At 68.4% G+C, this 26,372-nt stretch carries 23 protein-coding genes; 12 read left to right on the forward strand and 11 right to left on the reverse strand.

The window, feature by feature from the left end; genetic code table 11:
- Nucleotide 1 precedes the first annotated feature (1 nt).
- Genes AC3WS6_RS08355 through AC3WS6_RS08365 form a run of 3 tightly spaced genes read left to right on the forward strand, consistent with a single transcriptional unit; the run spans nucleotide 2 to nucleotide 3,476 of the window.
- Nucleotides 2-1,906, forward strand: coding sequence for a glycosyltransferase (locus AC3WS6_RS08355; RefSeq protein ID WP_492500577.1), 1,905 nt, complete (start codon nucleotides 2-4; stop codon nucleotides 1,904-1,906).
- 44 nt (nucleotides 1,907-1,950) lie between these two features.
- The gene (locus tag AC3WS6_RS08360) at nucleotides 1,951-2,742 is read left to right on the forward strand and encodes an ABC transporter permease (RefSeq protein ID WP_492500578.1); all 792 of its coding nucleotides are present in this window, start codon (nucleotides 1,951-1,953) and stop codon (nucleotides 2,740-2,742) included.
- Nucleotides 2,742-3,476 (forward strand): ABC transporter ATP-binding protein, encoded by a 735-nt coding sequence (locus AC3WS6_RS08365; protein ID WP_492500579.1) that lies wholly within the window; start codon nucleotides 2,742-2,744, stop codon nucleotides 3,474-3,476. Before AC3WS6_RS08360 ends, AC3WS6_RS08365 begins: the two co-directional genes overlap by 1 nt.
- Before the next feature lie 34 nt (nucleotides 3,477-3,510).
- Here the strand turns inward: AC3WS6_RS08365 and AC3WS6_RS08370 are convergent, their stop codons facing one another.
- The 4 genes from AC3WS6_RS08370 to AC3WS6_RS08385 form a co-directional block, all read right to left on the reverse strand.
- Entirely contained in the window at nucleotides 3,511-4,155 is a 645-nt protein-coding gene (locus AC3WS6_RS08370) for a hypothetical protein (protein WP_492500580.1), read from the reverse strand.
- A 5-nt stretch (nucleotides 4,156-4,160) separates the two neighbouring features.
- Entirely contained in the window at nucleotides 4,161-5,117 is a 957-nt protein-coding gene (locus AC3WS6_RS08375) for a glycosyltransferase family 2 protein (RefSeq protein ID WP_492500581.1), read from the reverse strand.
- Between the two features lie 101 nt (nucleotides 5,118-5,218).
- Nucleotides 5,219-6,517: an O-antigen ligase family protein gene (locus AC3WS6_RS08380; RefSeq protein WP_492500582.1), complete on the reverse strand. Its 1,299-nt coding sequence runs from the start codon at nucleotides 6,515-6,517 to the stop codon at nucleotides 5,219-5,221.
- Entirely contained in the window at nucleotides 6,514-7,929 is a 1,416-nt protein-coding gene (locus AC3WS6_RS08385; RefSeq protein WP_492500583.1) for an O-antigen ligase family protein, read from the reverse strand. The genes AC3WS6_RS08380 and AC3WS6_RS08385 overlap by 4 nt, the downstream gene beginning before the upstream one ends.
- Nucleotides 7,930-8,015: 86 nt before the next feature.
- Here AC3WS6_RS08385 and manA point away from each other — a divergent pair, with 86 nt between their 5' ends.
- From manA to AC3WS6_RS08405, 4 genes are all read left to right on the forward strand, one after another.
- Nucleotides 8,016-9,155: a mannose-6-phosphate isomerase, class I gene (gene manA, locus AC3WS6_RS08390; protein WP_492500584.1), complete on the forward strand. Its 1,140-nt coding sequence runs from the start codon at nucleotides 8,016-8,018 to the stop codon at nucleotides 9,153-9,155.
- Between the two features lie 149 nt (nucleotides 9,156-9,304).
- Nucleotides 9,305-9,622 carry a WhiB family transcriptional regulator gene (locus tag AC3WS6_RS08395; protein WP_201469374.1) on the forward strand — a complete coding sequence of 106 codons (318 nt, stop codon included), beginning with the start codon at nucleotides 9,305-9,307 and terminating at the stop codon, nucleotides 9,620-9,622.
- A gap of 78 nt (nucleotides 9,623-9,700) precedes the next feature.
- Nucleotides 9,701-12,706, forward strand: coding sequence for a glycosyltransferase (locus AC3WS6_RS08400; RefSeq protein WP_492500585.1), 3,006 nt, complete (start codon nucleotides 9,701-9,703; stop codon nucleotides 12,704-12,706).
- Nucleotides 12,703-14,082, forward strand: coding sequence for a DUF5719 family protein (locus AC3WS6_RS08405; RefSeq protein ID WP_492500586.1), 1,380 nt, complete (start codon nucleotides 12,703-12,705; stop codon nucleotides 14,080-14,082). The genes AC3WS6_RS08400 and AC3WS6_RS08405 overlap by 4 nt, the downstream gene beginning before the upstream one ends.
- Before the next feature lie 30 nt (nucleotides 14,083-14,112).
- On the opposite strand, the gene AC3WS6_RS08410 is transcribed toward AC3WS6_RS08405, so the two are convergent.
- Nucleotides 14,113-14,454, reverse strand: coding sequence for a metallopeptidase family protein (locus AC3WS6_RS08410; RefSeq protein WP_492501471.1), 342 nt, complete (start codon nucleotides 14,452-14,454; stop codon nucleotides 14,113-14,115).
- A gap of 162 nt (nucleotides 14,455-14,616) precedes the next feature.
- On the opposite strand from AC3WS6_RS08410, the gene AC3WS6_RS08415 reads away from it, so the two are divergent.
- Nucleotides 14,617-14,823, forward strand: coding sequence for a DUF3499 family protein (locus AC3WS6_RS08415; protein WP_492500587.1), 207 nt, complete (start codon nucleotides 14,617-14,619; stop codon nucleotides 14,821-14,823).
- Here the strand turns inward: AC3WS6_RS08415 and AC3WS6_RS08420 are convergent.
- Nucleotides 14,798-15,628, reverse strand: a complete 831-nt coding sequence (locus tag AC3WS6_RS08420; protein WP_492500588.1) for an RDD family protein — start codon at nucleotides 15,626-15,628, stop codon at nucleotides 14,798-14,800. The genes AC3WS6_RS08415 and AC3WS6_RS08420 overlap by 26 nt on opposite strands.
- 16 nt (nucleotides 15,629-15,644) lie before the next feature.
- Here AC3WS6_RS08420 and AC3WS6_RS08425 point away from each other — a divergent pair, with 16 nt between their 5' ends.
- A complete protein-coding gene (locus AC3WS6_RS08425; protein WP_492501472.1) occupies nucleotides 15,645-16,637 on the forward strand; it encodes a stage II sporulation protein M in 993 nt (330 codons plus the stop codon).
- A gap of 12 nt (nucleotides 16,638-16,649) precedes the next feature.
- Here AC3WS6_RS08425 and AC3WS6_RS08430 read toward each other — a convergent pair whose 3' ends face one another.
- The 5 genes from AC3WS6_RS08430 to AC3WS6_RS08450 form a co-directional block, all read right to left on the reverse strand.
- Nucleotides 16,650-17,957, reverse strand: a complete 1,308-nt coding sequence (locus AC3WS6_RS08430; RefSeq protein ID WP_492500589.1) for a DUF58 domain-containing protein — start codon at nucleotides 17,955-17,957, stop codon at nucleotides 16,650-16,652.
- The gene (locus AC3WS6_RS08435; RefSeq protein ID WP_492501473.1) at nucleotides 17,958-18,881 is read right to left on the reverse strand and encodes an AAA family ATPase; all 924 of its coding nucleotides are present in this window, start codon (nucleotides 18,879-18,881) and stop codon (nucleotides 17,958-17,960) included. It abuts the gene before it with no gap.
- A gap of 82 nt (nucleotides 18,882-18,963) precedes the next feature.
- Nucleotides 18,964-20,157, reverse strand: coding sequence for a DUF4350 domain-containing protein (locus AC3WS6_RS08440; RefSeq protein ID WP_492500590.1), 1,194 nt, complete (start codon nucleotides 20,155-20,157; stop codon nucleotides 18,964-18,966).
- Complete coding sequence (locus AC3WS6_RS08445; protein ID WP_492500591.1) at nucleotides 20,154-20,795, reverse strand: DUF4129 domain-containing protein; 642 nt, start codon at nucleotides 20,793-20,795, stop codon at nucleotides 20,154-20,156. The genes AC3WS6_RS08440 and AC3WS6_RS08445 overlap by 4 nt, the downstream gene beginning before the upstream one ends.
- Nucleotides 20,792-22,147 (reverse strand): glycerophosphoryl diester phosphodiesterase membrane domain-containing protein, encoded by a 1,356-nt coding sequence (locus tag AC3WS6_RS08450; protein WP_492500592.1) that lies wholly within the window; start codon nucleotides 22,145-22,147, stop codon nucleotides 20,792-20,794. Before AC3WS6_RS08450 ends, AC3WS6_RS08445 begins: the two co-directional genes overlap by 4 nt.
- A gap of 96 nt (nucleotides 22,148-22,243) precedes the next feature.
- Between AC3WS6_RS08450 and mtrA the strand changes: the two genes are divergently transcribed.
- The 3 genes from mtrA to AC3WS6_RS08465 are packed head-to-tail and all read left to right on the forward strand — an operon-like array spanning nucleotide 22,244 to nucleotide 26,329.
- On the forward strand, nucleotides 22,244-22,924 hold the full coding sequence (gene mtrA / locus AC3WS6_RS08455) for an MtrAB system response regulator MtrA (protein ID WP_201469383.1): 681 nt from the start codon (nucleotides 22,244-22,246) through the stop codon (nucleotides 22,922-22,924).
- 7 nt (nucleotides 22,925-22,931) lie between these two features.
- Nucleotides 22,932-24,614, forward strand: coding sequence for an MtrAB system histidine kinase MtrB (gene mtrB, locus AC3WS6_RS08460; RefSeq protein WP_492500594.1), 1,683 nt, complete (start codon nucleotides 22,932-22,934; stop codon nucleotides 24,612-24,614).
- A complete protein-coding gene (locus tag AC3WS6_RS08465; protein ID WP_492500595.1) occupies nucleotides 24,611-26,329 on the forward strand; it encodes an LpqB family beta-propeller domain-containing protein in 1,719 nt (572 codons plus the stop codon). Before mtrB ends, AC3WS6_RS08465 begins: the two co-directional genes overlap by 4 nt.
- Nucleotides 26,330-26,372 lie beyond the last annotated feature (43 nt).

Here is a 26,372-nt window from a genome sequence, read left to right on the forward strand (position 1 = left end):
AATGACTGAGAACACCAGCACGGGCTTCGTCGCCGTCAATCACACCGTCTTCCCGACCGAGGGCGTCGCCGAGGTCTCGGCGCTGTACGTCGACACCGGCTCCGGTGACGGCTCGCAGCCCGGCGAGGCGTACGAGATCGTCGGACGCCGCAGCATCAAGGTCTACGCTCACCGACGTGTCTCGCTGAGCACGTACTTCAACGCCTTCCCGGCGAGCTACTGGCAGCACGGGACCAAGGTCCGCTCGGTGCGCCTCGTCGCCACGGTCGAGGGCAAGGGCCTGATCTCGGTCTACAAGTCGAGCGCGCGCGGCCGCGCATCGGCACTCGCATCGAAGTCGTTCTCGGATGAGACCGTGGCCTTCGACCTGCCGATCACGTCGTTCATCGATGGCGGCTCGTACTGGTTCGACATCGCCGCGGGCAACTCCGACGCGACTCTGGTCAGCGCCGAGTGGCAGGTGGCGATCCCCGAGGGGTGGACGCCAGGAAAGACGACCGTCGGCATCACGACCTTCAATCGTCCGTCGTACTGCCTGAATCAGATCATCGCCGTCGGCCAGAACGAGCATGTCCACGAGGTCCTCGACCGCGTGATCGTGGTCGATCAGGGAACCGACCTCGTCTCCGACCAGCCCGGCTTCGCCGAGGCGGCGGCCCAGCTCGGCGACAAGCTCGAGATCCTCCGCCAGCCGAATCTCGGTGGGTCGGGCGGATTCTCCCGGGCCATGCTCGAATCGCTCTCCTCGGAGGAGAGCCGGTACGTGCTGCTTCTCGATGACGACGCGATCTCCGAGCCGGAGGCCATCGTCCGCGCCGTGCGTTTCGGAGACTTCGCCGTGACGCCCACGATCGTCGGCGGAGGAATGCTCCACCTCGACGACCGCTCTGTCCTGTACACGCAGGGCGAAGTATGGGATCAGCGGAAGTCGTGGATGCGCCCGTCGGGCGCCAGCGAGTACGACCACGACTTCGCGGAGGAGCCGCTGCGCGAGACTCCTGAGCTGCACCGCTACCTCGGCGCGGACTTCAACGGCTGGTGGATGTGTCTCATCCCCACCGCGATCCTGCGCGAGATCGGTCTCTCGTTGCCCGTGTTCCTCAAATTCGACGACATCGAGTACTCGCTTCGGGCGCGTGAGCACGGCTATCCGACCGTCTGCCTGCCCGGAGTGGCGGTCTGGCACATGGCCTGGCACGACAAGGACCCCACGCGCACGTGGGAGGAGTACTTCATCCATCGCAACCGCGTGATCACGGGGCTCCTGCACTCGCACGTGCCCAATGGCGGCATCCTTCCCCTGCACTCGTTCCTCGGTGACATCAAGCTGCTCTTCATGCTGCAGTACTCGGCTGTCCGACTGCGGCATGAAGCGCTGCGCGATGTCATGCGCGGTCCCGGGGCGCTCCCCGAGATGCTCCCCGGCAAGCAGGCGGAGATCCGCGAGATGCGGACCGCGTACATCGACTCGAAGGTCGTGGAGGATCTCTCGGCGCTCCCTCCGATCCGACGTTCGTCGGTCGCGATCCTCGGGGGCGTGCGCAAGCCGACCAACCCGGTCGCGGCGCTCATCCTCGCGGCGCGGGTCGGCGTGCGACAGCTCGTCATCAAGCAGTCGCCGGGCAGCCGTCGCAATCCGGAGCGCATCATCCCGGCTCAGGACATCAACTGGTGGCGCTTCGCCGACATCGATTCCGCACTCGTGACGTCTCCCGACGGCCTCGGCGTGGCGTGGTATCAGCGTGACCGCGCATTGATGCACCGCTTCCTCTGGCGCAGCATCCGGCTGAACCTCCGGCTCGCGCGCGGCTGGAAGAAGCTCTCGTCCGACTATGCGGTCGGCACGCCGAAGGTCACTTCGCCCGAGCAGTGGCGGAAGACCTTCGAGAGCGTCCAGCAGGGCTGAGCCTCGCCCGCGGGCTGGGCGCGCGGTCTGATCACAGGAGTCACATGAGCGGTTCGACGGTCGGGGAGCCCGGCACGCCTCGGCGATATGCGCATTCGCTGTGGCTGCTGTCGGCGCGCGACCTGAAGGTGCGCTACGCCACGAGCTTCCTCGGCTACCTGTGGTCGATCCTGGATCCGCTCGTGATGAGCGCGATCTACTGGTTCGTGTTCACCCAGGTCTTCCATCGCAGCGTCGGCGAGGATCCGTACATCGTGTTCCTGATCGTCGCGCTGCTGCCGTGGGTGTGGTTCAACTCCTCGGTCGGCGACTTCACACGCGCGTTCCGCAAGGACTCGCGGCTCGTGAAGTCCACCGCGATCCCTCGCTCGATCTGGGTCAACCGCATCGTCTTGAGCAAGGGGATCGAGTTCCTCTTCTCGTTGCCCGTGCTGGTGCTGTTCGCGGTGTTCAGCGGAGCGACCGTGAGCTGGTCGCTGCTGTGGTTCCCGGTCGCGATGGTGATGCAGGTCGTCCTCCTCGTGGGACTGGGGCTGCTCGTCGCGCCGCTGTGCGTGCTCTACGCCGACCTGGAGCGCACGACGGCGCTCGTGCTCCGTGCGCTCTTCTACGCATCGCCCGTCATCTACAGCTTCGGCGACCTGCCCGCGCCGTTCCACACCATCGGCGCGTTCAATCCGCTGGCCGGGATCTTCACTCTGTACCGTGTGGGGTTCTTCCCCGATCTGTGGGACCCCGTGCCCGTGCTGATCAGCGCCATCATGTGCGTGCTGATCCTCGCGCTCGGCATCTGGACCTTCCGCGCGCTCGAGCGCCCCGTACTCAAGGAGCTGTGATGCCGGCTGCAATCGAGGTCTCGGGACTCGGCGTCCGCTTCCGTCGCAACCGCCGAGGGCGTCGCAACTTCAAAGACCTCTTCGGGGGAGCATCGCGACGCTCGCGTCCGGGGGAGTTCTGGGCGCTGCGCGACGTCAGCTTCTCGGTGCAGCCCGGCGAGTCCATCGGAGTGGTCGGTCGTAACGGCCAGGGCAAGTCGACGCTGCTGCGACTCGTCGCGGGTGTGCTGCTCGCAGACGAGGGAACCGTCGCGGTGAACGGGGGAGTCGCCCCGCTGATCGAGATCACCGGAGGATTCGTCGGCGACCTCACCGTGCGCGAGAACGTGCGTCTGACCGCGGGGCTGCATGGGATGGGCCGGGAGGAGATCTCGCGACGCTACGACGGCATCATCGCCTTCGCAGAACTCGCCGGATTCGAGGACACCCCCTACAAGCACCTGTCGAACGGTATGAAGGTGCGCCTCGCATTCTCGGTCGTGTCCCAGCTCGACGAGCCGATCCTGCTCGTCGACGAAGTGCTGGCGGTGGGCGACAAGGCGTTCCGCGACAAATGCTACAAGCGCATCGACGAGCTGCTCGCCGAAGGGCGCACGCTGTTCTTCGTCAGCCACAACGAGAGGGACCTGCGCCGTTTCTGCACGCGCGGACTGTACCTCGACAAGGGCTCGCTCGTCCTGGACGCACCGATCGCCGACGTGCTCGATCGCTACAACGCGGACTACAACTCCTGAACCCCGCCGAGGGGTGTCTGCCCTCGAACGCCGCTCAGAGCCCTACGAGGCTCCGCACTTCCTCGGCCGCTGACAGCGCCGACGACGCGGCACCCGAGGAGTCCCCGCCCGCTTCGGCGGCTGACCGGAGATCGCTCAAGGCCTGCGCGTAGGCGGCGACCGCGGCGTGCCAATCCGACTCGATCGAGGCCGGAGGAGCGGACTGGGACAGTCGCTGTGCGTCGTTCTGCAGGGTGTCGACGACGTCGACGGCATCCTGTCCGCTGGTTCCGCTCACGATGTCGAGACCGGTCAGCGCGTCGTCGAGCCACCCCTGCACGGTGTCGCGGAACACGCCCACGCTGGGGTCGGCGGGAGGCGGCGGCGTCGTGATCGGGGTCATCGTCGGATCCGGCGTCGGGGTCGGAGCGGCGGTCTCCGTCTCAGACGGGGACGGAGACGGCGACGGGGTCGCTGTCGCGCTGGCGGTCGGCGAGGCGGATGCGGACGGCGAGGGCGTCGGCGAGCCGCTCGCACCCGGCTCCGCGGCGTCGCCGCGGGGCAGCAGGAAGAGGAGCAGCACGGCCGCGACGACGAGCGCGGCGACGGTGAGTCCCACGATCAGCCAGATACGGCCGCGATTGCTCGGCTTCGGGGGCAGCGGCGCCCAGCGCAGTTCCGGCTGCTGCTCGTCAGTCATCTGCCTCAGCCCTCCAGGGGTGCCATCGGCTGCCAGGAGCGGTCGCGACTGATCCGAGCGCCCTCCTTGAGCCCGCGGAACAGGTTGCTGGTGCCGCGCACGGTGCGCTCGACGAAGACGAGGCGGATGAGTTCCTTGGCGAACGTCATCGCCGTGCCCAGGCCGAACAGCACCGGGTTGTAGACGTGGTGCACCCGGTAGTAATTCTTGATGTAGGCGCGGTTTCGCATGATGTAGAAGCGGTACGCATTGCTCGAGGCGTTCATGTGGCGGATGCCCATGTCCCACTGCTTGATCTCGCGCGTGCGACGAAGCACGAACTCGTCGACGATGACGGCCGTCGTCTTGCGGGACGCGAGCCAACCGTACATCTGGTCATCCCAGTAGATGAAGAACCGGGGGTCGGGGAGTCCGATCTGCCGGACGATCGAGCGATGGATGAACATCCCCTCGAAGCATCCGCTGTTCATCTCCTTGTAGCCGGAGGCGTCGAAGCCAGACGGGGCGAACGGGATCGGGATGCCCATCCGCTCGGCGATGCGGTACTGCCAGTAGAACTCGCTGCCGTCGTAGTCGTAACGGCGCCCCTGGATGCTCTTGAAGCGCGGTGCCCATGCACCCATCTTCGCGAGTCCGTCGGGCACGACCTCGACGTCGTCGTCCATCATCCAGATCCACTCGGAACCGAGTTCGTATGCGGTGCGCATGCCCTCGCTGAACCCACCCGACCCGCCCGTGTTCGTCTCCAGGCGGCGGTACACGAGTTCCATGCCGAGACGCGGGCGGAACGCCTCGACGACCTCGGTCGTGTCATCGGACGAGGCGTTGTCGATGATCACGACGTGCCCCGGTGCAGGTTCCATGGCCGCGATGCTCTCGAGGAGTCCGGTCAGGAGATGCGAACGGTTGTAGGTGACGATGACGATCGTCGCGGACGCCGGTTCGAAGGGGACGTGTGTCACGAGGTGAGATCTCCGGAAGCTGTGGGCCCCGCGGGTCGCCGCGAGCTGACACCAGCCTACCTGGCGTAGTTCGGAATCCTCCGAGGGCGCGAGGGATCGCCTCAGTACTCGGACCGGAGCGTCGGGATCGCCCCGGTGTGCGCCGCATCGATGTTCTCGCGCCAGGATCGTGCCTGTCCCGCTCGGAGGGCGCACAGCACGAGCATGAACCATCCCGCGCCCTCGATCGTGAAGCTCTCGAACATGGACTCGACGGCCAAGGTCACCAGCATCAGCGGGGTCCACGCGTAGACCACGGACCGCCGCACGCTCGCGACCAGCCAGGAGCGGACGAGGGCGATTCCTCCCAGCAGGAGGAAGAGCACGAGTCCCGCGGAGCCGATCTGCAGCAGCACGTCGAAATAGGCGTTCAGGGCGCTCTGGTGTCGATCGTCGAGCTGGAAGTTGATGAACGTGAAGGGATACTCGCCGCGCGCCCAGGAGCCGAACCATCCCCACCCCTCGATCGGCTTCAGCGCGACGAAGTCGAGGATCTTGTTCCACAGCGTCGCGCGGATCGAGAAGTCCGAGCCGGCGTTCATCAGCGCGATGATCGAGTGCCTGAGCAGGAATGCCGCGGAGAGAGCGAGCGCAACGAGCACGCCGAGGACCCATTGCACGAGCGACCGTCGTTCGGGCGGAGCATGCCGCACGATCATGAGAGCGACGGCGACGGTGCCCACGGCGGCGGCGAGCACGAGCACGGTCGGTGACGCCGACAGGAACGCGAGCAACAGGGCGAGGCCCATCGAGGGAACGGCGATGCGCGCGCTGAGGGATTGCGATCGCCACTCGACGAAGAAGGTGATGAGCGCGATGACGGTGACGAAGCCGAGCATGTTGCGACTGCCGAAGATCCCCTGCACCGGACCGCCGACCGCCAGATCGCCCTGGATGCCGAGGAACACGAAGGGGACGTCGAGCAGAACCCCGGAGAGGATCTCGAGTCCCAGTGAGAGTGCGAGAAGCGCGCGCAGTGTGTCGCCGAGCGCGCGCACCGTCTGAAGGGTGTCGCGGATGTGACCCACGGTGATCGCGAGCAGCGCGAAGGAGAGAAGTTCCAGCCAGCCGAAGAACGTGTCGCTCTTGTCGGTCGTCCACACGATGCTCACGAGTGCCCAGGCCAGGAAGGCGAGCAGCGACGAGGGAGCGATCCGCAGCGCCGACAGCTCATCTCGGCGCACCCACAGGATGCCGAGGCCGAGCACGCAGAGGCCGCCGATGATCGTCGCGATCGTGACGCGCGAGGTCATCCGCTCGATGAGGTACGACCCGAAGACGGCAGCCAGGACGGCGATGGTGAAGGCGCGCGCCAGCTCTGCAGAACCGAGCAGCCGACCGAGACGGCGTCCTGGCGTCACGGAACCCGCCGCGCTCTCTCGCCGCGCTCGATCACGCGTTCGCGCTCGCCGACGCCGACGAGGGGCACCGCCTTGATCTTGAAGGACAGCAGGATGAGGAGCATCCACCCCCACAGCATGATCGGTGTGGACTCGGTGAGCCCCTGCACGAGCAGCACGACGGTGAAGAGGCTGGGGAGCAGAGTCAGGGGGGAGTAGCGCCGGTCTGACTGCAGGTCCCATCGCGGCCGGTCGACGGCGAAGAACCACGATCGCCAGAGCAGGCTGAGGTACGCGACCGCCATGAGGGCGACCCCTGCCACTCCGAGCTGCATCAGCACGTCCAGCCACATGTTGTGGGCGTGGAAGACGGTGATGCCGTGATCCTCGATCCACCCCGCGAAGGCGGGATCGAACGGGACCCAGGGGCTCGAGAAACCGTTGCCGAACAGCGGATGCTCGGCGGCGCGCTCGAGAACCTTGTCCCAGATCTTGTCGGAACGCCCGGTGAGGTCGGTGCTGCGACCGAGCAGACCGAGCAGCGGCTTCTGCAGCAGCCACACGGCGGCACCGATGACCACGGCGCCGCCGATGAAGATCACGTAGAGCCGGGTCCGCGCGCCCGGGGTGGTCGTGCGCCGCATCAGCAGCGCGACGACGAGAACCACGACGGCAGCCGCGGCGCACGCGAAGGCGGTGGCGGATCCTGCTCGGACGAAGAAGAATGCGGCGAGCAGTGCCCACAGGGCCAGGGTGGTGCGCCAACGCACGCGTGCGGCGAAGAGCACGCCGAAGGTGATCATCGCGAACAGGCCGATGATGGCGAGAAGGTTGGAGTTGCCGACGATGCCCTGGATGCGGTCGCCGTCGAAGAGGTTTCCCCTGACCCAGTACCAGTGCGGATCGATGTCGCCCTCGGGCCTGTCGAAGAAGTTCGGCAGGATCGGCTGCTGAACCACCAGCGCGACCCAGAGCTCGAGCGCGAGCGACAGGCCGAGGATCCATTTGAACGCGGATGCGAGGGCACGGACGATCTCGTGCCAGGTGAGCACGTGCACGATGAACAGTGCGGTGATCGTCACGGTAGCCAGGAGCAGCCAGGTGAGGAGCGTGGCGCCTCGCCACTGCGACCAGGCGACCGACACGAGGGCGAGGGCCGTATAGCCCATCGCCGCCCACGGGAGCCGGCGCCAGGCGAACGGCTGCGGCCGGCCGCGCGAGATCATCGGGATGCCGATGGCCAGCGTCGTCAGCAGGAACACGGCGAGCGTCACGACCGCGCCGATCTCGCCCACGAGGTTGTACACGGCAGAGTGCGCGAATGTCGCGATCAGCATCAGGATGATGTAGCCGCGCAGCATCAGATGCCCCGTCGACTCGCGTTCGGGTGCGCGAGGAGGGGCGGAGACCGGGTGCTTCGTGTACTGCGCCATCGCGTTCAGGCTACAGCGCGCCACCGCCCGTGCGCCTGATGGCGGGCCGATGGCAGTGCGAGGTCGCCTGCCCATACGCTGGAGGCATGCTCCTCAGCCTCTCCAACGTGCCCCGTGACTACGCCTGGGGGTCGCACACCCTCATCGCCGAGCTGGAAGGTCGGGCGCCCGCCGTCGCTCCGGAGGCGGAGGTGTGGTTCGGGGACCATCCCGGCGACCCGGCCGACGTGCGAGACGGCGGCACGCTCGATGCGGTGACCGGCGGCACGCTGCCCTACCTGTTGAAACTGCTCGCAGCTGCGTCTCCGCTGTCCATCCAGGTCCACCCGACGATCGCCCAGGCGCGGGCGGGCTGGGAACGCGAAGCGGGACTCGACGCCGCCGACCCCGCGCGGAACTACCGCGACGACAATCACAAGCCCGAGCTGATCGTCGCCTTGAGCGACCGTTTCGAATCGCTGAGCGGACTCCGGTCGGTGAGCGACACGCTGCGGTTGCTCGGATCCCTCGACGGGAACCCCGGGGTCACGACGCTCGCCGAGCGGCTGTCCCGCGGCGACGAGGCGCTGCGCGACACGCTCGGATGGCTGCTCTCCGGCGACGCCCAGGCGGAGGTCGACGATGTCATCGTCGCTGTGCGCGGCGCCGCAGCGGCGGATGCGGGGGAATGGCAGACCACGCTCCGCGCCGTCTCCGCGATCGCAGACGTCTACCCGGGAGACCCGGGTGTCGTGGTCGCCCTGTTGATGAACCATGTCGTGCTGCGCCGCGGGGAGGGGATCTTCCTCCGCGCCGGCCTTCTTCATGCGTACATCTCGGGCCTCGGCGTCGAGATCATGGCCGCGAGCGACAACGTGCTGCGGGGCGGTCTCACACCCAAGCGCATCGACGTGGACGAGCTGCTGGCGGTCGTCGACGCGACTCCCACCGAGGTACCGATCCTGCGGCCCGAGCAGGCGGGGCCGGTCACCCACTACGAGGTGCCGATCGACGACTTCTCGCTGAGTCGTGTGGTTCTGACGGGGGCGGAGGTCGTCGTTCCCGTGGCAGGACCCACCATGATCCTCTGCACTGCCGGCCACGTCAGCGTGCGCGGGGCCGCGGGGGAGTCGATCACGATCGAGGTCGGCGCCGCGGTGTTCGCGAGCGACGACGAGGGCGACGTCACCGTGTCGGGCGACGGCGAGGTCTTCGTGGCCGCCCCGGGCATCCGACGGGACGTCTGAGGGGCATCGCGACACGCCGTGCGGAGGTCAAGAACCTTCAAGATCGGATTGAGGGTTTACGATCCGCGACTTGACCGCAGCGAATCACACGGGTGTAATTAGTCATGCACGGCCCGCCGAGGGGGCGGAACAATGGGTTGGAGATCGAGATGACGGGTTACCGTTCTGAAGTGCCGGAGAACTGGTTCGTCGATCCCATCAACCTGGGGGTTCCCGGGGTCCGCAAGCCGGAGTCCGACGACGACAACGCTCTCGCCTGGCAGACCGACGCTCTGTGCTCGCAGACCGATCCCGAAGCCTTCTTCCCCGAGAAGGGCGGTTCGACGCGAGACGCCAAGCGGATCTGCACGTCGTGCGACGTCCGCGGAGAATGCCTCGAGTACGCGCTCAACAATGATGAGCGGTTCGGCATCTGGGGCGGCCTCTCCGAGCGCGAGCGCCGCAAGCTCAAGCGCCGAGCGAGCTGACCTCGATCGCACCGCTTCGGGGCCACGCCGGGTCCACTGCTCCCGCGTCCGTCGCACCCCGCATAGGCTGACCAGGTCATGCCAGCCCGAGTTCATGCCATCGTCGTGGCGCGCCCCGGTTCTTCCGCTCGCGCGCAGCTCCTCCGCACTCTGGATGCTCTGCGATCCCAGAGCACGCCCCCCGCAGCCATCACCCTGGTGATGTGCGGAGACGCGATCACGGCCAGAGAGAGCGAGACGGTCGCGGCGACCGTCGAGGGCATCATCGAGGCCAGAAGCAGCACATCGTTCGCGGACGCCGTCCGGCTCGCCGCTCCACGAGTGGCCGAGGGGAGCGCGGTCTGGCTGCTCGCCCACGACACCGCGCCGCACCAGCGCGCTCTCGAGCGCCTGGTCGGCACACTCGAGCGTTCGCCTTCGGCGGCCGTCGTCGCACCCAAGCTCGTCCACACCGACAACGATCGGGAGATCGTGTCCCTCGGCGTGAGCATGACCGTTCTGGGGCGCTCTGTCGAGCTCGCGGCCGGCGAGCTCGATCAGGGGCAGCACGACGGCACGGACGACGCCCTCGCGGCGGACGTGCGCGGACTCCTGATCCGCGGTGAGGTCCGCGGTCATCTGCTTCCCGACCCGGCGCTCGCCGGCGCGGACGAAGGCCTCGATCTCGGCGTGCGTGCGCGCCTCGGCGGCGGTCGCGTCGTGCTCGTCCCGTCCGCACGCATCTCGGTGTCGCCGGATGGCCCCGCCTCGCTCCCCGTGGGGCGCGGACGCCGCGCGTACGTCACTCGGGTCGCGCAGCTGCACAGGCGACTCGCCTACGCCCCCGCGGTCGCGGTGCCGCTCCACTGGATCGCCCTCCTTCCGCTCGCGCTGTGGCGATCGGTCACGGATCTCATCGGAAAGCGCCCTGAGGCGGTCGTGCCCGAATGGGCGGCTGCCCTCACCGTCATGCTCCGCATGGGAGCCATTGCACGATCGCGCCGAGCGATCGCGTCGTTCCGATCGTCGAGCTGGTCGAGCATCGCGCCGCTTCGCGTCAGCCACCACGATCTGCGCCGACGGCTGGACGACGGGCACGGCAGTGAGCGCGGCGCAGCCAGCGGACTGCACTTCTTCTCGGGTGGCGGTGCCTGGGCGGTCCTCGGCGCACTCGTGGTGAGCGTCGCGACATTCACGAGTCTTCTGGCGTGGCCCGTGATCGGGGGCGGGGGGCTGCTTCCGCTGCGCACCACCGTCGCGGCGCTCTGGAGCGACGCGGCGTGGGGGCTCCGCGGCCTCGGCGTGGGTGTCGTCGGACCGGCCGACCCGTTCTCTGCGGTGCTCGCGGTCCTCGGATCGCTGTGGCCCGCGGGCCCCTCCTTTACGCTGGTCCTGCTGTGGATCCTGGCTCTGCCGCTTGCGGTGCTGGGCGGATGGTTCGCGGCCACGCGAGTGACCGATCGATCAGGTCTGCGGATCTTCGCCGGCATCGTCTGGGCGCTCGCACCGACATTCTTGGCGGCGCTCATCGACGGTCGTCCGAGCGGCGTTCTCGTGCACCTGCTCCTGCCGTGGCTGTTCCACGCTGCTGCGGTCGCCCACAGATCCTGGGGTGCTGCCGGCGCCGCGTCCCTGCTCTTCGCCGCCGTGGCCGCGTGCTCGCCGTCTCTCGCCCCTGCGCTGCTCGTTCTCTGGATCATCGCTCTGGGCATCACCCTCGGCAGTGCACGCTTCCGCGGCGCGGTCCGACTCCTGTGGGTGCCGGTGCCCGCAGCCGCGCTCTTCGCACCGCTGGTCATCTGGCAGCTCCAGCAGGGGAGTCTCGTCGCCGTGCTGGCGGACCCGGGCCTGATCTGGGTCGGCTCGCAGGCCACCGCGGATGCCGCCGGTCGGCTGGCTCTCGCGTCAGGGTTCCCCTCCACCGACTTCGCCGGATGGTCGGCGTTCCTCGGGCCGGTCCTCGCACCGTGGGCAGGGGTGCTGCTGGCGCCGCTCGCGATTCTCGCGCTCCTTTCCGCGGTCGCCCCTCGCTGGAGGGCCGGGGTGACGCTGCTCGTCGTCGCCGTGAGCGGCTTCGCCACGGCATTCCTCTCGGTCGGAGTGACGGTGTCCTTCGCCCAGGGGGCCGGGGTGGCGATCTGGCCGGGTGCGGGGCTGAGTCTGGCGTGGATCGGCCTGACCGGGGCGGCTCTGGTCGCCTTGGACACCGCGCTGACCGTGCCTCGGGCTCGACTCGTCAGCGCGGCGGTCGCCGGTCTGGCCGTGGCGGTCTGCGCGATTCCCGCGCTGGCGGCATTCCACCTCGATCGCACCGCGCTCACCGAGGGACCGGATTCATCGTTGCCGGCGTACATCGCGGCTCAGGCCGTCGATGACCGTCCGATCGGAACGCTCGTGCTCACACCGCAGAACGATGGTGGACTCGCGGCCGAGGTCGCGTGGGGAGCCAGCGAGACGCTCAGCGCCCAGACGACCATCCTCTCCACGGCCACGGAGATACAGGGCACCGACATCACGACTCTCGCGGTCGATCTGCTGTCGGCGCGTGACTTCGACGCAGCGACCGAACTGGGTGAACTCGGCGTGGGCTATGTGCTCCTCGCCGAGCTCTCCGGCGGCGAGTCGGATCGTGCTCGCGCGTTGCACACGGCTGCCGTGACATCGCTGGATCAGCGGGCGGGATTCGTGCAGGCGGGAACGACCGACAGGGGTGTGCTCTACCGACTCGAAGCGGATCCTGCGGATCGTGCACCGCTGTCCGCCGGACAGCAGGCCACGGCACGGCTCGTCGTCACACTCCAGCTGGTTCTCGTGCTCGCTGCTCTGCTGCTCTCGTTGCCGACGAGGGCATCGCGCCGCGCGGCTCGTGCTCGGTCGAGGATCGTGGGCCGGGCTCCCGACGAGCCGCTCGTGCTCCCCCGACACATCGACGAGCGCGACGATGAGCACGCCCCGGTGGCAGCGACGGCGGCAGTCCCGCAGACGACGTCCGAGGCTCCCGCTCCGCAGACCGAGGACGACGAGTCCGGCGGCGCGGAAGGCGTGACGGACGCTCCCGCGCCGGACTCCGCGCGGGCAGAGAACGGCAGGGGAGAGAGCCGATGACCGAGACCCGTACGTTCCGTCTCGTCGCGACGAGTGCGCGGCTTCTCACCGGAGCCGTGGTGGCCGCGGCGTGCGTCGTCGGCATCGTCCTGGCCATCCCTGCGCAGTGGCCGACGATCACTCATGACGCGGCTCAGGCCGACGTCACTCCGCTGCCGGGAGACACCGTGCTGGTGTGCAACGGCGACTTCCGCGCGATAGGACGGAACACCGCCGATTCGCTCCAGATGGTGCCCGCGGCCTCGCCACAGCTCACGGTCGATGGCTCCGCGGGAGCACCGATGTCCTCGCTGTTGAGCGTCGACGACCTTCAGGGGAGCGGCGGGGTGCAGAAGCTCACCGGCCAGGTCGAGGGGCGCATCGCACCGCTCGTCGGAGCGACCGAGTCGGTGAGTCTGGCGGAAGCCGATCTCTCGGGCTTCGCCGCAGCGCCGTGCCGCCCTGCGACGGCGGAGTCATGGCTGGTGGGTGGGACCGTCGAGACGGGTTCCGAGGATCTGATCGTCCTGACGAACCCCGGCGCAGTGCCGTCGACGGTCTCGCTCGTCGCATTCGGCTCGGTGCGCGGCTCGACCTCTGTGATCGTGCCGGCCGAGTCTCAGGTCGCGTTGCCGCTGACGTCGCTCGCGTCGGGCTCTGACCTGCCCGTCGTGCGGGTCACTGCGACGGGTTCGCCCGTGCGAGCCGTGCTGCAGTCGTCACAGATCCGGGTTCTCGATCCCGTCGGTTCCGATCTGCAGGACGCCGTCGCTGGGCCGCAACGACGGCCGGTGATACCGGGCGTCGAGGTCTTCGAGAGCGATGGGGACAACTCCCGCATGGCGGTTCTCCGGATGCTCTCGCCCGAGGCGGACGCGCAGGCGACCGTCACGGTGCGCGGCGTGGGAGAGACAGTCCCGTCTAGCGAGTTCACGGTCGCGTTGACTGCCGAGCAGCCGCTGGAGATGTCGCTCTCCGATCTCGCTCCTGGCCTCTACACCGTCGAGGTGGATGCGGACGAGCCGGTGCTGGCGGGGGTGCGCGTGCAGGATGGAGCCGGCCCGCAATCCGACTTCGCCTGGGTGACGCCGGCGCCTGAGCTCGATGACGCGGTGCTCGTCGCAGTGCCCGCAGGACCGGCTGCATCGCTGATCCTCGTGAACGACGAGGAGACCGACACGACGGTCGAGGTGGGACCCATCGGGGGCGATCAGGTGGAGTCCGTGGTGCCGGCGGGGTCGTCGATCACGGTCGACGTCGATGCAGAGACCGTCTACTCACTGACCCCCTCCGGTCCTGTGCATGCGCAGGTCTCGATGACCGGGCCCGGTGCGCTGGCGGCCTGGCCGGTATGGCCCACGGCGGGGGCCCAGCAGAGCATCACCGTCTACCCCTGAACTTCGGAGGAGACGGAGGCGGCGGCCGCGTCAGTGTTCGTGCCCGCCGAGATCCCACGGCTCACGGCCGACGTACTCGGCAGCGGCTCTGAACACGGCGCTCTCGATCGCCATGCGCCGATGAGCACCGTCATCGTGTCCGGGTGGCAGCAGGCGCTCGATAGGCAGGCGGAAGAGCACGATTCTTCGCCGCTCGCGGTCCAGATACCAACGCGGCACCTCATCCACGGTGTCGAACGACGGCATCGCCCCGATCTCGAATCGCACGTCCTGCAGTTCGGGCCAGGTGCCGCGCAGGAACTCGACTGCCGTGCCCACCGTGAGATCGAATCGGTCGATACGGCCGTCGAGTGGGGCGAGGGGCGGCCGCACGACCTCACTGCGTCCTACTCGGCCATGGCGCCCGTGGCGCGCACCCCGACGCGGGGCGGGGGCGGGGGAGCGGCGAGGCATAGCGAAAGTCTAGGCGCTGTCCACGAGGAGCGTCGGCGCGGCGTGCGGACTCGAGACGGTCATGGTCGTAGCGTTGCGTCAATGGACGGAAGACTCTGCTCGAAGGTGGGCTGCGCCCGCGAGGCGGTGGCGACGCTCACGTACGATTACGGCGACCAGATGGCCGCCCTCGGTCCGCTCGGCATCGCGAACCATCCGCACGCTCACGACCTCTGCGGCCCGCACTCAGACCGCCTTTCCGTCCCGGCGGGCTGGATGGTGATCAGGCACGAGGCCCTTCGGGCGTGACGCCGATTCGACGCCCTGTCAGCTTCTCAGCGCGGTGGTCCGCGAGACGCAGCGCGCGTGTCTCACGCTCGCGACGCAGCACGGTGATGCCGATGAGGATCTGCTCGGGGGGAGCAGCGGGAATCGGGGAGACGAAGGGCGAGGCCTCCGCCATCAGGGCATGTGCGACGCGGTCTCGCGCGCCAGGCACCATTCGCGGTGCGCTCTGCAGGAACTGCGAGATCCGTCGGGCGAGGCGGTCCGGAAGTCGCGCCACGTCGGCGATCTCAGCCCATCCGGCCAGCAGCGGTGGCATCACCGGCACGCTCGGGACGAGACGGGGGGTGCGGACCCGTTGACTGTAGGTGCCTGCGACCATGTCGCCCAGTCGCTGTGACCGTGCGGTGAAGGCGCCCGACAGCACCGCCACGCTGCCCAGGGTCATGTAGATCTCGAGAACGCCGAGCAGTGCGCGGATGAAGGCATGACGAAAGCCGGTGGCCCCGCCGTCGATGCGCACGATGCGTCCGCCCACCGCCAGCTTGCCGAGACTGCGGCCCTTGAGCGCCACCTCCATCGTGATCGGCAAGACGACGAAGCAGACGACGATCGACACGACCAGGGCTATCCGGTCGGTCGTCTCATCGAGAACTCCGAGGTCTGCCAGCCAGACACGGAGGAAGACCGTGAGCAAGAACACGCAAAGGCCGACGAGCATGTCGATGATGGCGCCGGCTGCTCGGAGCACGAACCCGATCGGCTGCACGTCGATCGCGACGGCCTCGCCGGACAGCACCTCGTCGGACGTATCGAGAGGGGCAGACATGAGTACAGTAAATCAGGTGGATGCCGATGCGCTGACCGATGCACGCCGAGCCGAGTGGGAGCGGTTGGATCATCTCAGTCGTGCCCGGCTCGACGGCGCGGGAGTCGACGAGCTCATCGTGCGATACCGGGCTGCATCTGCGGATCTCGCAGAGATCAAGACGTCCGTGGGCGATTCGCCGCAGGGGGCGTACCTCTCGACGATCCTGGTGCGGGCCCGGTTGCGTCTCACCGGTGCGTCGGACAGCATCCTCACTCAGACCGCGCGATTCTTCTCCCAGCAGCTGCCCGCAGCGCTCTACCGGCTGCGGTGGACGACGCTCGTGATCGCCGTGTCGTTCATCGCGGTCGCCGTCGGCACCGCTGCATGGATCGCATCCGACCCCGCGCTCATCGCCACCCTGGGGCCCGCCGATGCGCTGGCGCAGTACGCGGATGAGAGCTTCACGAGCTACTACACGGAGAACCCGGCGGCGGTCTTCATGGGGATGGTCTGGACGAACAACGCGTGGATCGCGCTGCAGTGCGTGCTCTTCGGCATCACCGGGATCTGGCCCATCAATGTCCTGGTGCAGAACGCCATCGGGCTGGGCACATCCGGTGCCGTGATGGCCGCGCACGACAAGGCCGACGTGATGCTCCTCTACATTCTGCCGCACGGCATGCTCGAGATGACCTGCATCTTCGTCGCGGCCGCAGGTGGTCTGCACCTCTTCTGGTCGTGGGTGGCCCCGGGCGACCGTTCGCGCGGCGAGTCGCTCGCCGCCGAAGGCCGTTCGCTCGCCACCGTCGCGATCGGGCTCGTCTTCGCGCTGTTCCTCGCCGGACTCGTCGAGGGGTTCGTGACCGGATGGTCGCTCCCATGGCCCCTCAAGATCGGAATCGGAGCCGCGGCCCTCGCCGTGTTCCTGATCTACATGGTGGTCATCGGAGGCCGAGCGTATCGCCGCGGTGAGACCGGCGATCTGACCGAGTACGAGGCCGGTACGCCGCGCCTCGTCGCAGGCTGACGACCGGGCGCATCAGAGTCGACCGGCCGCCTTCAACTCGAGGTACCTGTCCGCGATGCGAGGCGGCAGAGACTCGGGGTCGGCTGCGATCGCCTCTCCGCCGGCGCGACGGATCGCGTCGGCGACGTTCTCCGCATCACGCATCGTCCGCTCCGCCGCGGCCGCCAGATAGACGTCCTCGCGCGAATCGCGTTGTCGAGCGAGCGTCGCGATCCCGTCGTCGGTGACCGACCCGACGAGGATCGATGTCGCCCGTGAGGCATCGGGAAATGCGCCGAGAAACCCGCGTGCCGACTCCGCAGCATCCTGTGCGGTGAGGACCACGATCAGCGCAGGGCGCGTCGTGAGGGTGCGCACCGCTGCGAACGCGCTCGGCCAGTCCGTGTCGACGAGACGCGCGTGCACCGGGGCCATCGCGTCGGTGAGCGCGGGCAGCAGCGCGGCACCCTCGACCCCGGTCACGCGAGCACGCACGACGCGGTCGAACATGAGCAGGTGCACGTGGTCACCGGCCCGAGCCGCAAGGGCGGCGAGGAGCAGAGAGGCCTCCAGCGCGGCATCGACGCGAGTGCCGTCTCCGACGCGCGCGGCGGCTGTGCGTCCCGTGTCGATGATGATGACCACATGACGATCGCGCTCCGGACGCCACGTGCGCAGCATGGTGGTTCCGGCTCGTGCTGTCGCGCGCCAGTCGATCGAGCGGACGTCGTCGCCGCGGACGTACTCCCGCAGCGAGTCGAACTCCGTGCCCTGCCCGCGTACCTGGATGCTCGTGTTGCCGTCGAGCTCGCGCAGGCGGGCGAGCCGTGAGGGCAGATGCTTGCGGGAGGAGAAGGCGGGGAGCACCCGGATCGCACCGCGCACATGATGTCGCGACTGACGGCCGGCGACACCGAACGGTCCGCGCGAACGGATCACGACGAACTCGCTGACGAGCTCACCTCGACGACGTGGCTGCAGCGCGAGCGACACTCGTCGACGTTCGGCCGGCGGCACGGTGACGCTCTGCCGGGCCCGGCCGGCGCCTGCGGTCGGCTGCCAGGCATCGCGAAGCACCGCATGCAGAGTGCGCGCGCCGTGATTGTGCAGCGCCACGCTGACCGACACGAGTTCGCCGAGGCGCACTCGTGCCGGCACTCCGCGACTGACGGTGACCGCGCGCGGGTTCGGAGCCACCAGGACATCGACGACCACGAGCACGACGCACACCCCGACCCACCCGCCGAGGACGAGGTAGGGCGGATAGCCCGCGAGCCCGGTGAGGGCCAGCGGGACGATGCCGACGGCGAGTGCGACAGCGAGACGGCCTGTGACGAACACCTAGATCGGCACCCGGGTCTGCTGCACGACCGATGTGAGCACGGCATCCGCTGACACACCCTCCATCTGCGCATCGGGGCGCAACTGCAGGCGGTGTCGCCACACCGGAACCAGCATCGTCTGGATGTGGTCGGGCGTCACCGCAGACGAGGCGTTCAACCACGCCCAGGCCTTGGCTGCAGCGAGGAGCCCGGTGGACGCACGCGGACTCGCGCCGAGTTCGATCGAGGGCGACTGCCGTGTGGCTCGCGCGAGATCCACGACATAGCCGAGCACGTCGTCGGTGACCTCGACGCGGGCGGCCGCTGCCTGGGCGGCGCGGATCTCGTCCGCGCTCACCGCGGCCTCCACCCCGGTGAGCTCTCGGGGCGAGAACCCCGAGGCGTGCCGGCGCAATACGGCGACCTCGGCGTCGCGTTCCGGCATCCCGACCACCAGCTTCATCAGGAAGCGGTCGAGCTGCGCCTCCGGCAGCGAGTACGTGCCCTCGTGCTCGATCGGGTTCTGGGTCGCCGCGACGAGGAACGGATCCGGCAGCTCTCGACTCGCGCCGTCCGCAGAGACCTGACGTTCCTCCATCGCCTCGAGCAGGGCCGCCTGCGTCTTGGGTGGAGTGCGGTTGATCTCGTCGGCGAGGAGGATGTTCGTGAAGACCGGGCCCGCCCGGAAGTCGAACTCCCCGGTGCGTGCGTCGTACACGAGCGAACCCGTGACATCGCCGGGCATCAGGTCCGGTGTGAACTGCACGCGCTTGGTGTCCAGTCCGAGGGCTCGCGCGAACGATCGCACGACGAGCGTCTTGGCGACTCCCGGGACTCCCTCAAGGAGCACATGGCCTCGCGCGAGCAGTGAGACCAGGAGTCCGGTCACAGTGCCTGCTTGGCCCACGACGGCTTTGTCGACCTCGGTGCGCACTCGATGCATCGCCTGACGCAGGTCGTCATCGGTGTAGTTCTCAGTGGTCACGTGATGTCCTCGGTTTCCGTTCTGACGTGGACGTCGGCGGTCATTCTCGCCCCTTCGTGTCGTGGGCTGCGGCCTCGACCGCGCTCTCGAGTTCGCTCAGCCTCCGCGCGAAGTCGACGAGCGCGGCGTCGTCGCCGGGGAGGGGGCCGGCGAGCAGTTGGTGCAGCGAACCGCGAGGGATGCGGAGCCTGTCCGAGGCCGCGTCGGCGACCTCGGGAGGGCTCGCCCGTTCCGCGAGTCCCAGTCGTCGCGCGAGGCGTCGCAGGCTGCCGTCCCGGAGCGCATCCGCAGCGTGCGCGGCGTCTCCCGCCTTGGCGGTGAGCCGCGCCCGTCCGTGCATGGTCTCGGACGCGCGCACCGTGACGGGGAGAGTCTCCTGCACGAGCGGTCCGAAGCGCTGTCCGCGCCAGAGCGCCGCGGCGATGCCGGTGAGCATCAGCAGCAGGATCGCCGGGGTGACCCACGGTGGGGTGAGCGTGCCGAGCGTCTCGGGCATCTCGCCCTCGATGTCGGAGTCCGCATAGCTTGGCACGTACCAGACCACCCGATCCGACTGTCCGAGCAGCGCGAGACCCAGAGCCGCATTGCCGTCTTCCGCGAGATACGCGTTGCTGAACAGTCGGGCCCCTTCCACGACCGCTCTCGTCGTGCCGTCGCGCTCGTCGACGAGCACGGCGGCCGCCTCGTCGCTGCCGAAGCAGGCCTCGACACCCTCCGACGGGACGAACAGCCGGTCCGGCCGGATCGAGCCGACGTCGGCAAATTCCGCGACGTCGCACTCGGCCGAGACCGGCGCGGAGTCCGGAGGTGCGTTGGTGCCGATGTCGAGGAGCGAGAGCAGGTGCGTGCTCGAAGAGAGGAAGACGACGCGGTCCGCAGGCTCGATGAGATCCATCACCGCCTCATCGCTGAGCGCGAAGGGGTTGGCCATCACGAGGGTCGTCTCGCCCTCCAGAGCCGCGCGGGCGTCGGCCCGCGACCGGTGCACCTCGATGTCGACGCCCTGATCTCTCAGGATCTGCGCGAGAGCCATGGTGCCCGAATCCCCGACGCCCTCCGGGTCGAGCGCACCGCGTCTGTCGGGCATCTGCACGCCGACCTGTGTGGCGACGAACACCCCGCCGAGCACGAGCGCGGCGATGACCGCCCATCCGCCCAGTGCCTTCAGGCGTCTGGAGTGCTTCGGTCGCTCTGCGGTGGACTCCACGGACGCGCGGTCATCGACGATCGTCATGAGCTCGCCAGCTCCGGTCGAGTGGCGACGAGCCGTTCGTCGGTCGCCGTGAGTTCGGAATAGCGTTCCCGCGTCGCCGGGTGACGCAGGTACCGGACATCGTCGAAGGACGCGGCCGATCCCTGCACCGCTCGGGCCTCTGCGGGGAAGACTGCCGAGATCTCCCGTGCGATCGACTGCGCGGTGGCACCGGGAGGCGGATCGATGAGATCCCGTTCGAGGAGGCCGCGCGCGAGTGCTCGGAAGCGCAGCACGGTTGCTCCGTCCCAGTCGCCCTCGCGAGCGCTCCGCTCGGCGTCGGATCGAAGCTGCGCCGCCGTGCGGTCGTCGTCTGCGCCGAGCAGAGCGCCGACCTGCCGGCGCACAGCCCGGGAGCGGCGTGGGCGCCCCCAGATGATCAGGGCTGCGATGAGAGCCGCGACGATGATGATGCACACCACGATGAGCGCGGACGGGCCCACACCGGCGCTGTTGTCGCTGCTGAACAGATCGGCGAGGAAGCGCCCGACGTCACGCGCGGCCAGATCGAACCAGGTGGGCTTCGCGTCCGCGTACCGGGGATTGGAGAGTTCCTCTTCCGCCCATCGGCGTGCCTCGTCGCCGTCCGGAATCAGCCCTTCGTCGAGACGGTGGATCATGCCGCTCCGTCACGGTGCGGTTCGGACTCCTCCCGCTCCACTGCCGCAGGCGGGGCGGGCGCGGGAGGCGCGGGCGGCGGGGTGTAGGCCGGGGGTGCGGGGTACTGCGGCGCGTGAGTCGGCGGCGCGGGGTACTGCGGCGCGTAGGACGGCGGCGCGGGATAGTACGGCTGCCCGGGGGAGGGCTGCGCGGGGGAGTACGGTGCGGGATAGCCCTGCGCAGGATCGTGGGGCACCTGGGTCATGAGCGCCCACTCGGGTACCTGCGTCGGAGGGGGCGCGCTGCTGACCGCACGCTCGGGGTCGACCGCGAAGGGATCACCCAGCTGGGCGTCTGTCCACCCGAGATCTCGGCGCTCGACATGGCTGAGGAGCGCTTGATCCAGCCCTTCGTAGCGCATGCGGCTGTCGAGGTAGACCAGCGTCCCCGCAGTGCTCTGCACCACGATCGTGATGGCCTGGAGCACGAGCAGCAGGATCTGCGGGGCCAGGAGCGCGAACACGAATCCGATGATCTCCGACGTGTCCATGGAGCCGGTCGGGGCGAGGATATTGCCCAACATGGCTCCGACGATCGACGCGGGCAGATTGACGAGCTGCATCGCGATGCCCATGATCGCGCCGATCAGGAAGGTGACTCCCCAGGCGACCCAGAACCGGCCACGGGTCAGGCGCCAGGAGCGCACGAGCGCCGCGCGGAGGGTGGCGCGCTCGAGCACGAGGATCGACGGAACGAGCAGGAGCTTCGTCGTCAGCCACACGACGAGCGGGATCGTCGCGACGAGTATCAGCGCGATCAGAATGACCACGCCCACGATCGCCTCGCCGGATCCTCCGAGGCCGCCGGCGACGAAACCCGCGATCACGAGGAAGATGATCACGATCACGCCGAAGATGAAGATGACCGACAGTGAGGCGAACGCCGCGAGCCTCCAGAACGAGGGGATCATCTTTCGCCAGAGCACTCCGAGCGAGGCCTTCACTCCGATCGAGGCGAATCCGATCTCCGCGGCGACGACCCCCTGCATGAGCGCGGTGAACGCGATCGAGGCGAGGCCGACGGCCAGGCCGGCCACGATGTTCATCGCGATCGTGCCGGCGAACACGGCCTCGAAATCGGCGGATGCAGGGGAGAGGGATTCGAGTCTGGTGAAGGTGGTGAGGAAGACGAAGCCCATCACGGTCGCGCTCAAGACGACGACCGCCAACTGGATGACCACTCCGAATCCGAAGAGCACCTTGGGGTTGTGGCGCAGTGCGGCGAAAGACCTGCCCAGCAACATCCCGAAGGTCATCGGATGCAGGGGGATGATGCCCTTCTTCGGGGCGGGGGTCCACGTCTGGCCGGTCACCGGCACTCCCTCCGTCGTGCGCACCCATCGTGTCACAACACTCGGGCGGCGTGCAGACATGAGTCTCGTGGTACTGAGTGCCATAAGGTAACAGTTATGACCTCACGCATTCTTGTGGTCGACGACGACATCGCGCTCGCCGAGATGATCGGTATCGTGCTCCGTACTGAGGGTTTCGAGCCGGTGTTCTGCGCTGACGGTGCGCGGGCAGTCGAGGAATGGCGCACCCAGCGCCCCGACCTCGTGCTTCTCGACCTCATGCTCCCGGGCATGGACGGCATCGAGATCTGCACGCGGATCCGTGCGGAGTCGGGTGTCCCCGTCATCATGCTCACCGCCCGCAGCGATACGGCCGACGTCGTGAGGGGACTGGAGGTCGGTGCCGACGACTACATCGTCAAGCCGTTCAACCCCAAGGAGCTCGTCGCTCGCATTCGCACCCGACTGCGTCCGACGCCGCAGACGGTCGGCGAGCAGCTGCGTGTCGGAGACCTCACGGTCGACGTCGATGCCCACGAGGTGCGGCGCGACGGTTCCCCCATCGCTCTCACGCCACTCGAGTTCCAGCTGCTCGTCGCCCTCGCATCGAAGCCGCAGCAGGTCTTCTCCCGCGAGATGCTGCTCGAGCAGGTGTGGGGCTACCACTACAAGGCCGACACGCGGCTCGTCAACGTGCACGTGCAGCGCCTCCGCGCGAAGGTCGAGCTCGACCCCGACAACCCGAAGATCGTGATGACGGTGCGCGGCGTCGGCTACCGGGCCGGGAGCGCCGGCTAGGCGCACGATGGCCGCGACGACAGCGACCACCACGGCGGTTGCGGTGCTCCGCGACTGGCGCGGCTGGCCGACGGTCCTGGGTGCGCTCTGGAGGCGATCACTGCGTTTTCGAACGCTCAGCATCACTCTTCTGCTCACGGCGACCGCGATCCTCATCACCTGTGTGACCATGGCCCTCGTCATCCAGAACGATCTGTTCGAGTCGCGCAAGAACGAGGCTCTCGAAGATGCCGTGCGTTCGGTGAACCTGGCTCAGATGACGCTCGATTCCGCTGCTCTGAGCGACGACCCCGTCGCGCTGCAGGAGCTGTGGGACAGTGTCCAGGCGGACCTGCGGCGATACTCGACGGCCGAAGGGTTCGCGGGGATCCGGGTCGACGACGCGGATGCCGATGCCGTCTCGCTCAACGGCTTCACGGCCGGTCTCAGCCTGAACACGATCAGCCCGGCCCTGCGCAATCGAGTCGTCCAATTCGATGATCGGCAGTCCTGGCAGTCGGTCTCTCTGGACATCGGCGGACGCGCGGTGCCCGGCATCATCGTCGGGCAGCAGCTACAGGTCCCCGAGGCCGGTCCGTTCGAGGTGTACTTCGCCTACGATCTCGCCGACGCCGACAACACACTCACTTTCGTGCAGCGCACGCTCTGGATCGCAGGGATCGGTCTCGTGGCGATCGTCTCGATCATCTCGTTCATCGTGGTGCGCTCGGTGTCGACGCCGATCGTCGAGGCAGCGGAGACGAGCGCCCGACTCGCGTCCGGCGACCTCGCCGTGCGCATCGATGTGCACGGAGAAGACGAGATAGCCACGCTCGGGCGGTCATTCAACGCGATGGCCGACAGCATCGAGGCGCAGATCAAGGAACTCGGAGAGCTGTCGCTCGTGCAGCAGCGGTTCGTCTCCGACGTCTCGCACGAGCTGCGCACGCCGCTCACGACGATCCGACTCGCGGCCGACATGCTCAACGACCAGCGCGACGAGTTCGATCCGACCACGTCGCGCACCACCGAGCTCCTGCACACCCAGGTGCAGCGGTTCGAGACGTTGCTCTCGGATCTGCTGGAGATCAGCCGCTACGACGCGGGCTCCGTGCAGCTGGAGTTGGAGGCGACCAGCCTCGCCCACGTCGCCGAGGACATCATCGAGCAGATGAAGCCGCTCGCCGATGAGCGAGGCAGCGAGCTGCGCCTCGTCGCACCCGGCGGGTACTCGCCGGTCGACATGGACCCGCGGCGCGTGCGCCGTGTTCTGCGGAACCTCGTCGGCAACGCCATCGAGCATGGTGAGGGGCGGCCGATCGTGGTGACGGTCGACAGCAACCAGCACGCGGTGGCCGCGGGCGTGCACGACTTCGGCCTCGGCATGGATCCGGCCGATGCGGAACGGGTCTTCGACCGCTTCTGGCGTGCCGATCCCTCCCGACAGCGCACCATCGGCGGTACGGGCCTCGGACTGTCGATCGCGCTCGGAGACGCGATGCTGCACGGCGGAACACTCGCGGTGTGGTCGCAACTCGGCGTGGGGACCAACTTCGTTCTCACTCTTCCTCGTCGCGGCGGTGCGGTCGACGGTCCCTCGCCCGTCTCACTGGAGCCGCAGGAGCCTGTCGGCGGACTCGGTGACGCGACCCAGCCGATCCGCCTGGCGGATGTCCCCGCGGAGCTGTTCGATGAACGGAGCCTGGAATGACGTCCCGCGTTCGACGTGTGCTCGGAGCGATCATCGCTGCAGCATCCCTGTTCCTCGTGACGGCCTGCACGGGGCTGCCGACGACCGGCGACGTGCAATCGGGCTTGGCGCTCGGTGCGTCTCCGGAGGACCCTGATCTTCTTCCTCTCGCTTCGGGGCCGATCGAGGGGGCGGGCCCCGCCGCGATCGTCGAAGGCTTCATGGTGGCTGCGATCACCCCGGCGGATAACTGGGAGACCGCGCGGGAGTTCCTTACGCCCGAGATGGCCGCGACCTGGCGTCCGAACACCGGCGTCTCCATCGACGTCAGCGCCGACACCCGATCGTTCACCACAGATCTCGACGAGGATGCGGAGACCGCCGACGGTGATGTCGCGGCTGTGCGGGTGCAGTTCGATCAGGTCGCGAGCGTCGACGGGACAGGGGCGTTCTCACAGGCCGCGAGCGCCTCCAACTCGGCCTTCGTCGTCACCCTGACCGACGGGCAGTGGCGGATATCCGAAGCACCCGACGGGATCGTGATCGACGAATCGCGGTTCCCGAGGGTGTACGGGAACTACGCGCTGCAGTACTACGACCAGACCTGGGAGCGCCTCGTCCCCGACGTCCGTTGGTTCCCGCGCCGGGTCACGATCGCCACGACGATCACGCAGTCGCTGATCGGCGGCGCCCCCAGCCCCTGGCTCGATCCTGCAGTGCAGAGCGCGTTCCCACCGGATGTCCAGATGGCGCGCGACGCCGTGCCGATCGATGCCGACCAGGTCGCGGACGTCGCACTGAACCGCGAGGCGCTGAGTCTCGACGCGACCACCCTCGCCCGAATGCGCACGCAACTGCAGGAGACTCTTGCCGAGGCGGGGGTGCAGATCAATCAGGTACGGTTCACCGTCGACGGTCGCGCTCTCGAGGCGGGTGTGGTCGAGATCCTCGACACGCCGTCCGACAGCGGAGGCATCGTGCTGAAGGACGGCGAGTTCGGAACGATCGTGGGCAACCAGATCGCCCCGATTCCCGGAGTGTCCGAGGAGATCCTCGGAATCACGCAGCCGATCCTGTCGATCGACGTCGCCGGTGACGACTCGCACGCGGCCATGCAGCTGGGCAACGGCCACATCTACATCGCGGGCGATGGCCGTGTCGATGAGCTGGATCCGCGGTCGCTCCTCGTGCGGCCGTCTCTCGATCCCTACGACTACACGTGGTCGGTTCCCTCGGATTCCCCCGCGGCGCTGCTCGCGATCGGCGACGACGTGGTGTCGCATCCCATCGCGGATGCCTGGCCGGAAGCCTCGGAGGTGTCTGCCGTCCGCGTATCGGCCGATGGTGCGAGGGTGGCGGCCGTCGTCGTGATCGGCGGCCAGAGGTGGGTCACCGTCTCGGCGGTGGTCCGCGACGATTCGGGCGTGCCGACCAGACTGGGCGAGACCGAGCGCGTCGCGCAGCTCGATGGTCCTGTCTCGGGGCTGGTGTGGCTGGGGTCCGATCGGCTCGGACTCCTGGTCGACAGGGAGGACCGGGTCGTCCTCACGCAGATCGTCGGAGGGACGGGGACCACCGAGTCCGCTCCGAGCGGGGCAGTGTCGATCGCGGGTTCGCGATCGGCGGCGGGCATCCGCGTGCTCGGAGCCGATGGAGCGGTCTACGCGCGAAGCGGATCTGCCTGGAGCGAGTTCACGGATGGAGTGATCATCCTCGCGACCCGGGCCGGTCGCTGACCGTCCTTCTGCACACGCGGCACGGATGCCGCGAAGTGCGCCG

It is taken from the genome of Microbacterium sp. EB106-03-03-XG65 (genome assembly GCF_058791955.1).